Source organism: Bradyrhizobium sp. USDA 4486 (assembly GCF_054057995.1).
In genome coordinates this window covers 274657-286688 of record NZ_JBSRZV010000001.1, presented here as the reverse complement: position 1 = coordinate 286688, position 12032 = coordinate 274657, and the positions used below count along the sequence as shown (strand labels likewise).

At 63.2% G+C, this 12032-nt stretch carries 10 protein-coding genes; 8 read left to right on the top strand and 2 right to left on the bottom strand.

From position 1 onward, the window contains the following. Nucleotides 1–76 precede the first annotated feature (76 nt). A complete protein-coding gene (locus ACVWY3_RS01335) occupies nt 77–502 on the top strand; it encodes a hypothetical protein (RefSeq protein ID WP_456836844.1) in 426 nt (141 codons plus the stop codon). A 34-nt stretch (nt 503–536) separates the two neighbouring features. Here ACVWY3_RS01335 and ACVWY3_RS01330 read toward each other — a convergent pair whose 3' ends face one another. Next, complete coding sequence (locus ACVWY3_RS01330) at nt 537–1505, bottom strand: helix-turn-helix domain-containing protein (protein WP_456836843.1); 969 nt, start codon at nt 1503–1505, stop codon at nt 537–539. A 515-nt stretch (nt 1506–2020) separates the two neighbouring features. Between ACVWY3_RS01330 and xoxF5 the strand changes: the two genes are divergently transcribed. The 7 genes from xoxF5 to ACVWY3_RS01295 all read left to right on the top strand — a co-directional run bounded on the left by xoxF5 (nt 2021) and on the right by ACVWY3_RS01295 (nt 9959). Beyond that, nucleotides 2021–3823, top strand: a complete 1803-nt coding sequence (gene xoxF5, locus ACVWY3_RS01325; RefSeq protein ID WP_456836842.1) for a lanthanide-dependent methanol dehydrogenase XoxF5 — start codon at nt 2021–2023, stop codon at nt 3821–3823. 110 nt (nt 3824–3933) lie between these two features. Further along, nucleotides 3934–4425, top strand: a complete 492-nt coding sequence (locus ACVWY3_RS01320) for a c-type cytochrome, methanol metabolism-related (RefSeq protein ID WP_456843258.1) — start codon at nt 3934–3936, stop codon at nt 4423–4425. A 60-nt stretch (nt 4426–4485) separates the two neighbouring features. Beyond that, complete coding sequence (locus tag ACVWY3_RS01315; protein WP_456836841.1) at nt 4486–5595, top strand: S-(hydroxymethyl)glutathione dehydrogenase/class III alcohol dehydrogenase; 1110 nt, start codon at nt 4486–4488, stop codon at nt 5593–5595. A 33-nt stretch (nt 5596–5628) separates the two neighbouring features. Then, nucleotides 5629–6192 carry an S-(hydroxymethyl)glutathione synthase gene (gfa, locus tag ACVWY3_RS01310; protein ID WP_456836840.1) on the top strand — a complete coding sequence of 188 codons (564 nt, stop codon included), beginning with the start codon at nt 5629–5631 and terminating at the stop codon, nt 6190–6192. A 607-nt stretch (nt 6193–6799) separates the two neighbouring features. Beyond that, the gene (locus tag ACVWY3_RS01305; protein WP_129274700.1) at nt 6800–7252 is read left to right on the top strand and encodes a (2Fe-2S)-binding protein; all 453 of its coding nucleotides are present in this window, start codon (nt 6800–6802) and stop codon (nt 7250–7252) included. Nucleotide 7253: 1 nt separating this feature from the next. Continuing rightward, nucleotides 7254–9566 (top strand): molybdopterin cofactor-binding domain-containing protein, encoded by a 2313-nt coding sequence (locus tag ACVWY3_RS01300; protein ID WP_456836839.1) that lies wholly within the window; start codon nt 7254–7256, stop codon nt 9564–9566. A 132-nt stretch (nt 9567–9698) separates the two neighbouring features. Further along, nucleotides 9699–9959, top strand: coding sequence for a hypothetical protein (locus ACVWY3_RS01295; protein ID WP_456836838.1), 261 nt, complete (start codon nt 9699–9701; stop codon nt 9957–9959). 242 nt (nt 9960–10201) lie between these two features. On the opposite strand, the gene ACVWY3_RS01290 is transcribed toward ACVWY3_RS01295, so the two are convergent. Next, a complete protein-coding gene (locus tag ACVWY3_RS01290; RefSeq protein ID WP_456836837.1) occupies nt 10202–11929 on the bottom strand; it encodes a methanol/ethanol family PQQ-dependent dehydrogenase in 1728 nt (575 codons plus the stop codon). Nucleotides 11930–12032: the final 103 nt, after the last annotated feature.

Below are 12032 nucleotides of genomic sequence, written 5' to 3'. Positions count from 1 at the left end.
GGAAAACGCACTTTCCCGCTATGATTGCGCGCCGCCGCCAGCACCGTCGACGGCGCGGACGAGAAGGGCCGATCGCATGACACCGGATGCAGTCGCCGTCGCCGTTATGATCATCCTGCTCTTTCCAATGGGGTATTTCACGCTGGCCTCGCCGGCCTTCCTGCTGGTGAGGCTCGATATCCAGCCCGTCGCTCAATTGCTGCGCGGAATGTTCAACGCGCACTTCCTGGTCATGGGCGTTGCCGGCCTCATCGGAACGGTGGCTCTGCTCCTCGACGGTCGCCTGCTCGCCGCACTGGGCGTCGGCATGCTCACAGCCCTCGCGATCTGGGGACGCCCCTGGTTCATGCGACGGATGGACGACCAGCTCAGCGCGAGGGATGCCGGCGATGCCGAGGCCCCGCGTCGGCTGCGCCGACTGCACTGGAGCGGAATGCTCGGCAACGCGGTTTTGCTCGGCGCGCTCCTGGCCAGCATTCCCTACATGGCGACGGGGGCGTGAGCGGCATTGTCGCCGGAGTCATGCCGGCGGCGGTCTAATGCTCGTCCGCGACGGCCGCGGCTTGCTGCGCCTTGTGGATCGAGGACGGCACAACGCCGAAATATTTTCGGAACACGCGGCTGAAATGCGATGAGCTGGAGAAGCCCCAGGAGAACGCGACGTCGGTAATGGTCTTGCCGGCGTGGGCCTCGAGCTCCTGGCGGCAGTTCTGCAAGCGTGCCTGCCAGATGTAGTCGCTCACCGTCGTGCCGCGCTCCGAGAACAACATGTGCAGATAGCGCTTGGAGCAGCCGAGCTCGGCAGAGATCTGGTCGATGCACAAATCCGGATCGCGCAGGTGTTCCCGGATGAAGAACTGCGCGCGCACATACATCGCCTCGGGCCCGACGCGATCGAACATCGTATCGGCTTCGCGCAGCGGCAGCAGCAACAGGTCGATCAGCGAATCGGCGACGCCGACTGCACTGTTCGCCGACAGCTTGGCCGCCTCGTCGAAGGTCGCATGGACGAAGTCATGAGCGATCCGCCCCGTCCCGGTCTTCGCCGACAGTTTGTAGGCCGGCATCCGCTGCGACGGGAAGCCCCGATCGCGCAGCAACGATTTGGGCACGATCACGACGTCGTGACGGGTGAAGGCGGGGCTGATGATCGAATGCGGACAGGAGACGTCATAAGCGATGATGTCGCCGGGATTGATTTCGATATGGCGGCCTTCCTGCTCGAAATAGGATACGCCATAGGTCTGGAAGTGGATCTTGATGTACGGGTGTTCATTGGCCTTGGCGCGCGCCAGCGTGTGCGCGATGCGATGCTGACTCACCTCGATCTGGCATAGCTTCAAGCGAGAGACGGAGGTGTAATCGATACGCCCTTCGAGCGAGGACGCCTCCAGCGGATCGACGTCGAAATGCCCACACAGGCTCGTGAGTCCGTCGATCCAGCTTTGGATCTGGCGCTTCGGCGTCATTCCGGTCGTCGAGAGCGTGTGAATTGTGTCGGACATTAATCCAGCCACTGTTTTGATTCGGAGTTTCGACGCGAATCGCGACCGGCGCTGCCGGAGCCCTCAGCCGTGATTGCGTGACGTTTACCTCGAATTTGAGTGGTCTTTTGCAGCGAGCGCCATCGCTCCATTGCCACCCTTCAAAGTCAATCCTCCGACTTAGTTGCACCGCCGTCAAGGGGAACCTGAGTGCTGACGGCGCTCCAGAAGCCACGCGGAAGCCGCTGAATTCGCTACTGCAAAATCAAAATCTTGGCCTCCGTGCGCTGTCAAGCAAACCGCCTTCTCTCTTGGGCAAGTTTCCCGATGACGAAGCCGTTAGGGATTGTGTCAGGAACAACAAGAACGGGCCGCTCCTGCACGTGGACCCGTGACTCTCATCCAGGAGGAGGAAGCAGCACAGCATCGTTTCTGGTCCCAATCGTGACCGCCCTGCACGAGCAGACGCCGGACGAGAAGCCCGGTGATTGATCAATGCTTCGGAAACAATAAACGAGACCAACGGAGGAATAACTATGCGCAAGGTGCTACTGGCGACCTATCTTGGCTCCGCGGCGGCTCTCGCCGTCGGCAGCGCCTCAGCCAATGATGAGCTGATCAAGATGTCGCAGAACCCGAAAGACTGGGTGATGCCGGCGGGCGACTACGCAAATACCCGCTATTCCAAGCTGAACCAGATCAACGCACAAAACGTGGGCAAGCTCCAGGTTGCCTGGACCTTCTCCACCGGCGTGCTGCGCGGCCATGAAGGCGGCCCGCTGATCATCGGCAACGTCATGTACGTCCACACGCCGTTCCCGAACAAGGTCTACGCCATTGACCTTTCCAATGAGAACAAGATCATCTGGAAGTACGAGCCCAAGCAGGACCCCAACGTCATCCCGGTGATGTGCTGCGACACAGTTAACCGCGGCCTGTCCTACGGCGACGGCAAGATCATCCTGCATCAGGCAGACACCACCCTCGTCGCGCTCGACGCCAAGACCGGCCAGGTGGCCTGGTCGGCGACGAACGGCGATCCCAGCAAGGGCCAGACCGGCACCTCGGCGGCGCTGGTCGTCAAGGACAAGGTGCTCGTCGGCATCTCCGGCGGCGAATTCGGCGTGCAGTGCCACGTCACCGCTTACGATCTCAAGAGCGGCAAGCAGGTCTGGCGCGCCTTCTCCGAAGGTCCGGATGACCAGATCAAGTTCACCTCCGCCACCACCTCGCTGGGCAAGCCGGTCGGCGCCGACTCCAGCCTGAAGACCTGGCAGGGGGATCAGTGGAAGATCGGCGGCGGCTGCACGTGGGGCTGGATGTCCTACGATCCCGCTCTGAACCTCGTCTATTACGGGTCGGGCAATCCCTCGACCTGGAATCCGAAGCAGCGTCCGGGCGACAACAAATGGTCGATGACCATCTTCGCGCGCAACGCGGACACCGGCGAAGCCAAGTGGGTCTATCAGATGACGCCCCATGACGAATGGGACTATGACGGCGTCAACGAGATGATCCTCTCGGATCAGCAGATCAACGGCCAGGCGCGCAAGCTCTTGACTCATTTCGACCGCAACGGTCTCGCCTACACGATGGACCGCGAGACGGGCGAGCTGCTGGTCGCCGAAAAGTACGATCCGAAGGTGAACTGGACCTCCGGCGTCGACATGGACAAAAACTCGCCGACCTATGGCCGTCCGAAGGTGCTCGACGCAGCCTCGACCGACAAGGCCGGTGAAGACCACAACGTGAAGGGCATCTGCCCGGCCGCGCTCGGCACCAAGGACGAGCAGCCGGCGGCCTACTCGCCGGACACGCAGCTGTTCTACGTTCCGACCAACCACGTCTGCATGGATTACGAGCCGTTCAAGGTGAGCTACACCGCGGGCCAGCCCTATGTGGGTGCGACGCTCTCGATGTATCCGCCGCAGGGTGAGAGCCACATGGGCAACTTCATCGCCTGGGATGGCAAGACCGGCAAGATCGTTTGGTCGAACAAGGAGCAGTTCTCGGTCTGGTCGGGTGCGCTCGCGACCGCCGGCGGCGTGGTGTTCTACGGCACGCTCGAAGGCTACCTGAAGGCGGTCGATGCCAAGTCCGGCAAGGAGCTCTACAAGTTCAAGACTCCCTCCGGCATCATCGGCAACGTCACCACCTACGAGAACAACGGCAAGCAGTATGTTGCCGTGCTCTCCGGCGTGGGGGGCTGGGCCGGCATCGGTCTGGCAGCGGGTCTGACCGATCCGACCGCGGGTCTCGGCGCAGTCGGTGGCTACGCCGCGCTCAGCAACTACACGGCTCTCGGCGGTACGCTGACCGTGTTCTCGCTGCCCAACTAGGTCTCTCAACATCGCTCCGGCGCGTGGATCGTTCCACGCGCCGGTTCGTCTCCACCGAACGCCTTCCGAGGAAAAATCTCTTGCGTAAACTCTGCATTGTCATTGCTGCGATGATCTTCGTTGGGTCCGGAGGAATTGCGATCGCGGACGGTCCGGGCGACCCGACCGCCGTGAAGAAGGAAGACGACGGCAAATGGCTCGATAAGGAAGGAAACCCGACCTACAAGATTTCGGCCGATGGCACCGTGGACTGGTTCACCTATTCCGGCTACCGCCGCTATCACTCCGACTGCCACGTCTGCCATGGCCCCGACGGCATGGGATCCACTTACGCACCGGCGCTGAAGGATTCCGTCAAGACGATGAGCTACGGCGATTTCCTCGGCGTCGTCGCCTCCGGCCGCAAGAACATCTCGACCGCGCAGGAGAACGTCATGCCGGCGTTCGGCGACAACCCGAATGTCGCCTGCTACATGGACGATCTCTACGTCTATCTCCGCGCGCGCTCCACCGAAGCCTGGGGCCGGCAGCGTCCTTCGAAGAAGGAAGAGAAGACGGAGGCCTACACCAAGGCTGAAGACGCCTGCATGGGCAAGAAATGAACGTTGCGGAGACTGCCAAGACTACTTCCTGGCGTCTGCTGAGAATTTGAGGAGCTACCGATGAAGACACGTGCCGCCGTCGCTTTCGAAGCCAAGAAGCCGCTCGAGATCGTCGAAGTCGATCTGGAAGGACCCAAGGCCGGCGAGGTCCTGGTCGAGATCAAGGCAACGGGCATCTGCCACACCGACGCCTACACGCTCGACGGCTTTGACAGCGAGGGAATCTTCCCCTCGATCCTCGGCCATGAGGGCGCCGGCATCATCCGCGAGATCGGTCCCGGCGTGATCTCGGTGAAGCCGGGCGACCACGTCATTCCGCTCTACACGCCGGAATGCCGGCAGTGCAAAAGCTGCCTGAGCCAGAAGACCAATCTCTGCACCGCGATCCGCGCGACGCAAGGCAAGGGCGTGATGCCCGACGGCACCAGCCGCTTCTCCTACAAGGGCAAGCCGATCTATCATTACATGGGCTGCTCTACCTTCTCGAACTTCACCGTGCTGCCCGAGATCGCGGTCGCCAAGATCCGTGAGGACGCGCCCTTCGACAAGAGCTGCTATATCGGCTGCGGCGTCACCACCGGCGTCGGCGCCGTCATCAACACCGCCAAGGTCGAGCCGGGCTCCAACGTCATCGTGTTCGGTCTCGGCGGCATCGGCCTCAACGTGATCCAGGGCGCCAAGATGGCTGGCGCCGACAAGATCATCGGCGTCGACATCAACGACTCCAAGGAGGATTGGGGCAAGCGGTTCGGCATGACCCACTTCGTCAACCCGAAGAAGGTCACGGGCGACATCGTCCAGCATCTCGTCGGCCTCACCGACGGCGGCGCCGACTACACCTTCGACTGCACCGGCAACACCACCGTGATGCGCCAGGCGCTGGAAGCCTGCCATCGCGGCTGGGGCACCTCGATCATCATCGGTGTCGCCGAAGCCGGCAAGGAGATCGCCACCCGCCCGTTCCAGCTCGTCACCGGACGCAACTGGCGCGGCACCGCCTTCGGCGGCGCGCGCGGCCGCACCGACGTGCCGAAGATCGTCGACTGGTACATGAACGGAAAGATCCAGATCGATCCGATGATCACCCACGTACTCAAGCTCGAAGAGATCAACAAGGGTTTTGACCTCATGCACGAGGGCAAATCCATCCGTTCCGTCGTCGTGTACTAGCCCACAGGCATCGCACCCAAGGAGGATCGACTCATGACTGTTGCACTCCATCCCTCGATCGATAACGGCATCAAACAGGGCAGCGGCAGCTTTGCCGGCGGCACGCTGGTCTGCAAGTGCGAGGACCACCCGGTCAAGGTCGCGGTGAAGGGCGATGTCGCCCACAACCACGCCTGCGGCTGCACCAAGTGCTGGAAGCCGCAGGGCGCGACCTTCTCGGTCGTCGCCGTGGTGCCGCGCCAGAACGTCACCGTGACCGAGAACGGCGATAAACTCCAGATCGTCGATCCTTCCGCGGTGATCCAGCGCTACGCCTGCAAGGCCTGCGGCACGCATATGTACGGCCGCATCGAGAACAAGAACCATCCGTTCTACGGCCTCGACTTCATCCATCCCGAACTGTTCCAGGAGCAGGGCTGGCAGGCCCCGCAATTCGCCGCCTTCGTCTCCTCCGTGATCGAATCGGGTGTGAAGCCGGAGCAGATGGCGGGCATCCGCGCGCGGCTGAAGGAAATTGGGCTTGAGCCCTATGATTGCCTGTCACCCGCACTGATGGACGCGATCGCGACCCACGTCGCCAAGGCCAAAGCGGCCTGAACGAGGCCGCCTGAACACAGGCTCTGCCCCGTCCACTCGCCAGCGCCGAGGAAGGCCAGCGAGCCGGACGGGGCCCGGTCTCGGAACGATCGCGGCGTGCCCCGCCGCTTCTGTGCGGCGCGTATGCGAGAGAGCCATTAGCTCCTCAGTCCTGGTCTCTGAATGACTGCGCAGTGCCGCCTGCTTCCCGATTGAAGTCCGCGGTGTCTGCGTTTCTCCCTCCCTCGACTGAGGCATCCTGCTTCGTCCGTGCAGTCTTTCTCGCGGACGAAGCCTTTTTCGTGTGCCTGCCTAGGATGCGCGCGGTGTGACGTCGCGCCCTGCTTTTGACAAACCATCGATGCAATCTTTTCCCGGTGAGAACACTCGGCTGTGAACGCCGGGTCGGCGCGATCTCTGCTACGATCGCGCCGTCACGATGCCGTTCAATCAACTAAGAACAAAACGGGAGGTATCGAGCACATCCGGACATCGCCATTACCTGCCTCCCTCCGGGATCTGCCCGCGCGGGATGACGGCAGATATCTGGCGATACGACGCACGAACCACTGCCGATCCAAATCGGCGCATTTGAATTCGATATGCTTATGAAGAGCGAGGGACGATCATGATCAAGGTGAAGATCAACGGCCAGGAACAGAGCTGGGATGGCGACCCGGATCTCCCGCTACTCTGGTTCCTGCGCGACGAGGCCGGGCTGACCGGAACCAAATATGGCTGCGGCCAGGCCCTGTGCGGCGCCTGCACCGTCATCGTCGACAAGGAAGCCGTGCGCTCCTGCATCACGTCGATCAACGACGTCGCCGGACGCGAGGTCACCACGATCGAGGGACTGCATCCGAACGGCGACCACCCGGTGCAGAAGGCCTGGCGCCAGGTCAACGTGCCCCAATGCGGCTTCTGCCAGGCGGGCCAGATCATGCAGGCCGCCGCGCTATTGATGGACAACCCGAAGCCGTCGCATGACCAGATCCGCGAGGCGATGGCCGGCAACATCTGCCGCTGCGGCTGCTATCAGCGCATCGAGAACGCGGTCCATCTCGCATCGACGGGGGTGTGATATGAATTTCATCGACAATCCGGGCAAGCTCCGCGGCTTCGAAAAGAACATCAAAGTCGAGAAGATCTCGCGCCGCACCATCCTGAAGGGGCTCGGCATCACCGGCGGCTTCGTGCTCGCCGCACCCGTGATGTCGCGTCAGGCCTTCGCCTATGAGACCGGCGCCGGCAAGATGCCGCATGGCATCGTGGTCGATCCGCGCGTCTTCGTCGCGGTCGCGCCCGACGGCGTCGTCACCATCCTCGCCCATCGCTCCGAGATGGGCACCGGCGTGCGCACCAGCCTGCCGCTGATCGTGGCGGAGGAGATGGAAGCCGACTGGTCCAAGGTGAAGGTGCAGCAGGCCCATGGCGACGAGGTCAAGTTCGGCAACCAGGACACCGACGGCTCGCGCAGCACGCGCCATTACCTGATTCCGATGCGCCAGATCGGCGCCTCCGCCCGCACCATGCTGGAGCAGGCCGCGGCCAAGCGCTGGAACGTGCCGGCGACCGAGGTCAAGGCCGTCAATCACGAAGTCGTCCATAGCGCCAGCGGTCGCAAGCTCGGCTTTGGCGAGCTCGCGGCCGACGCCGCCAAGGAATCGGTGCCGAGCATCGAAGGCCTCAAGCTGAAGGACCCCAAGGACTTCCGCTATCTCGGCAAGGGCCAGGTCGGCATCGTCGATCTCCACGACATCACCACCGGCAAGGCGCAATATGGCGCCGACGTACGCCTGCCCGGCATGAAATATGCCGTGATCGCGCGGCCGCCGGTGACTGGCGGCAAGCTGGTCAAGTTCGAGCCGGACGATGCGCTGAAGATTCCCGGCGTCGAGAAGGTGATGCAGGTGCGCGGCTGGCCATGGCCGTCGAAGTTCCAGCCGCTCGGCGGCGTCGCGGTGATTGCGCGCAACACCGGCGCGGCGATCAAGGGCCGCGACGCACTGAAGCTGACCTGGGACGACGGCCCCAACGGCAAGTACGACTCGGTCGCCTATCGCAAGGAGCTCGAGGAGGCCGCGCGCAAGCCCGGCCTCGTCGTGCGCCAGGAGGGCGATGCCGACACCGCGCTGAAGAGCGCCGACAAGGTCATCGTCGGCGAATATTATCTGCCGCACCTCGCCCATGTCAGCATGGAGCCGCCGGTGGCGGTCGCCGACGTCAAGGGCGACAAGGCGGAGATCTGGGCGCCGGTGCAGAGCCCCGGCGGCACCCGTGAGGATGTCGCCAAGACGCTCGGCATTCCCGAGGGTAACGTCACCGTCAACGTTACGCTGCTTGGCGGCGGCTTCGGCCGCAAGTCGAAATGCGATTTTGCGCTCGAGGCTGCCCTCCTCTCGAAAGAACTGGGCGCGCCCGTGAAGGTGCAATGGACGCGCGAGGACGATCTCCATCACGACTTCTTGCACACGGTTTCGGTGGAACGGATCGAGGCGGGACTCGACAAGAGCGGCAAGGTGATCGCATGGCGCCATCGCAGCGTGGCACCGACGATCGCCTCGACCTTCGCCGCGGGCGCCAACCACGCAGCTCCCTTCGAGCTCGGCATGGGCCTCGTCGATATGCCGTTCGAGATCGCCAACATCACCTGCGAGAATCCGGAAGCTGCGGCGTTCACCCGTATCGGCTGGTTCCGCTCGGTCTCGAACATTCCGCGCGCCTTCGCGGTGCAGTCGATGGTCGGCGAAATCGCGGCTGCGACCGGCCGCGACCAGAAGGAGACGCTGCTCGCGCTGATCGGCAGTCCGCGCATCGTCAAGCCGGCGGTGAAGGATCTGTGGAACTATGGCGAGCCATTCGACAGCTATCCGATCGACACCGCGCGCCTGCGCAAGGTGGTCGAGCTGGTCGCCGAGAAGGGTGAATGGGGCCGCCGGGTGCCCAAGGGCCATGGCCTCGGCATCGCGGTCCACCGCAGCTTCGTCAGCTACATCGCGACCATCGTCGAGGTGGCCGTCGACGAGAAGGGCAAGCTGACGGTACCGCGGGTCGACACCGCGATCGATTGCGGTACCTATGTCAATCCCGAGCGCATCGCCTCGCAGATCGAGGGCGCGGCGATCATGGGGTTGAGCCTTGCCAAATACGGCGAGGTCACCTTCAAGGACGGCAAGGTGGAGCAGAAGAACTTCGATGACTTCCAGCTCATCCGGATGGATGAATCTCCTCTCGTCACCAACGTCTACATCGTTCCGCCCGGACCCGACACGCCGCCGAGCGGCGTCGGCGAGCCCGGCGTTCCACCGTTCGCGCCGGCGATGATGAATGCGATCTTCGCCGCGACCGGAAAGCGCATCCGCAACCTTCCGCTCGGCAAGCAACTCGAAACCTAGGGCCTGACGAAACTAGGTTCGGCGGGCTGTTCATGGTTCACCTCTCCCCTCGGGGGGAGGTGAACCGAGCCCTGAGCGGGGAACACAAGGCGCCCTCGCGCCGTTTCCATCGATCTGACAGGGAGCAGATCGATGACCAACATCTCAAAGGCGCTCGCAGTGTCGCTGCTGTCGGGCGCCTTTTTCATGACCACGACGGGCGCGTTCGCCCAAAGCAAAACGACGCCCCCGGCCACCGCGACGCGCCCCGCCGCGCCGGACCAGAACTCGCTTCCCAACGCCAATGCTCCGCCCCCTTCGACCACCCAGACCACCGGGCAGAGCGATCCGGATCCGAAGGTTCGGGAGATGAACCAGAAAGAAAAGGACAAGGTCGAGCGCGAGGGGAAGTAGCGCTCCTCCAGCGTTTTGCGCAGTAGCGTTGCCGCACCGTCATGGCCGGGCATAGCCGTCCGAAGGACGGCGTCGCTTCCGCTCACGTCTATCCCGGTGATCCACGACCTTTGCCGCGGCACCAAGAACGTGACGAGACGCGTCGGCAAAGGCGCGTCGTCACATGCAAAATGCGGCGGACGTCGCCGTCCGCCGCATTCTCCACCCCCCTGCTGCTCCGCTTTCGTCGATCCGCCGCGAAGCTATTTCTTCAGCGCGAACACCCAGATCACGCCACCTTGCGGCACGTTGGACTCGATGCCGATATTGTTGGTGGCGAGCGCATCCTGGATGCGCTGCGCGTCGACGCCCCAGCCGGACTGGATCGCGACATATTGGGTGCCGTCGACCTCATAGGACACCGGCATGCCCATGATGCCGGAGTTGGTCTTCTGCTCCCACAAGAGCTCGCCGGTCTTGGCGTTGAAGGCGCGGAAGTTGCGGTCGTTGGTGCCGCCGGCGAAGACGAGATCGCCCGCGGTCGCCGTCACCGAGCCGAACAGCTGCGATTTCGGGAAATTGTGCTGCCACACCTTCTTGCCCGTGACGGGATCCCAGGCCTGGAGCTCGCCGAAATGATCGGCACCTGGCTTCGCCTTCAGGCCGATGTCCTCCGGCTTGGTGCCGAGCCAAAGCTCACCCGGCTTGAGCGGAAGCTTCTCGCCAGTGAAGCCGCCGCAGAAATTCTCGTTGGCTGGCACATAGACGAGACCCGTCTTCTGGCTGTAGGCCGCCGACGGCCAATCCTTGCCGCCCCACAGCGACGGACAGAACTCGACTCGCTTGCCGATGACCGGCTTGTGGTCGGGATCGACGATCGGCTTGCCGGTCTCCGCATCGATGCCCTTCCAGACGTCGGTGGAGACGAACGGCCAGCCGGCGACGTAGTTGATCTTGGTCGGCGTGCGCTCCAGCACCCAGAAGATCGCGTCGCGTCCCGGATGGACCAGGCTCTTGATGTTGCGGCCGTCGCGTTGCAGGTCGATCAGCATCGGCGCCTCGACCTCGTCCCAGTCCCAGGAATCGTTCTGGTGGTACTGGTGATAGGTCTTGATCTTGCCGGTGCTGGGATCCAGCCCGAGCACGGACGAGGTGTAGAGATTGTCGCCGGGATGCATCTCGCCGGGCCACGGCGCGGCATTGCCGACGCCCCAATAGATCGTCTTGGTGTCCTTGTCGTAATTGCCGGTCATCCAGGCCGAGCCGCCGCCATTCTTCCAGTCGTCGCCCTTCCAGGTGTCATGACCGGGCTCGCCCTCGCCGGGAATGGTGAAGGTGCGCCACAGCTCCTTGCCGTCCTTGGCATCGAAGGCCGCGACATAGCCACGTACGCCGAACTCGCCGCCGGAGCCGCCGACAATGACCTTGCCGTCGACGATCAGCGGCATCAGGGTCATGTACTGGCCCTTCTTGTAGTCCTGCACCTTGGTGTCCCACACCACCTTGCCGGTCTTGGCGTCGAGCGCGACGACATGGTCGTCGGTGGTGGCGAGATAGAGCTTGTCCTCCCAGAGACCGACGCCGCGGCTCGTGGGGTGTAGCTGGAACAGATCGTCGGGGAGCTGCCGCTTGTAGCGCCAGTACTCGTCGCCGGTCTTCGCGTTGAGCGCGATCACCTGCCCCATCGGCGTTGCCACGAACATCACGCCGTTGTTGACGATCGGCGGGGCCTCGTGGCCTTCGACGACGCCCGTGGCAAAGGTCCAGACCGGCGTGAGATTCTTGACGTTCGAGGTGTTGATCTGGTCGAGCGGGCTGTAGCCTTGGCCGTCATAGGTGCGGCGATAGAGCATCCAATTGCCCGGTTCGGGACTCTCCAACCGCTGCTGGGTGACTGGCGCGTAGCTCTCGATCGGGCCGGCAATTGCGGCGGTCGAGACAAGACACGTGAAGGCGACGAAGCCGGACAGGTACCATTGCTTCCTGGTCATGGACGTTTTCATGGACGTTCCTCTTTTTCATCCGCTTGAATTCTTGTTCTGAATTCTTGTCGTTCGTCCCGTCGTCCGCCCCTCGGCGGATGCGGCCTCTCGT

Coding starts and splice junctions, on each gene's coding strand:
- ACVWY3_RS01335 (WP_456836844.1), top strand. CDS start 77: ATGACACCGGATGCAGTCGCCGTCGCCGTTATGATCATCCTGCTCTTT.
- ACVWY3_RS01330 (WP_456836843.1), bottom strand. CDS start 1,505: ATGTCCGACACAATTCACACGCTCTCGACGACCGGAATGACGCCGAAG.
- xoxF5 (WP_456836842.1), top strand. CDS start 2,021: ATGCGCAAGGTGCTACTGGCGACCTATCTTGGCTCCGCGGCGGCTCTC.
- ACVWY3_RS01320 (WP_456843258.1), top strand. CDS start 3,934: ATGATCTTCGTTGGGTCCGGAGGAATTGCGATCGCGGACGGTCCGGGC.
- ACVWY3_RS01315 (WP_456836841.1), top strand. CDS start 4,486: ATGAAGACACGTGCCGCCGTCGCTTTCGAAGCCAAGAAGCCGCTCGAG.
- gfa (WP_456836840.1), top strand. CDS start 5,629: ATGACTGTTGCACTCCATCCCTCGATCGATAACGGCATCAAACAGGGC.
- ACVWY3_RS01305 (WP_129274700.1), top strand. CDS start 6,800: ATGATCAAGGTGAAGATCAACGGCCAGGAACAGAGCTGGGATGGCGAC.
- ACVWY3_RS01300 (WP_456836839.1), top strand. CDS start 7,254: ATGAATTTCATCGACAATCCGGGCAAGCTCCGCGGCTTCGAAAAGAAC.
- ACVWY3_RS01295 (WP_456836838.1), top strand. CDS start 9,699: ATGACCAACATCTCAAAGGCGCTCGCAGTGTCGCTGCTGTCGGGCGCC.
- ACVWY3_RS01290 (WP_456836837.1), bottom strand. CDS start 11,929: ATGACCAGGAAGCAATGGTACCTGTCCGGCTTCGTCGCCTTCACGTGT.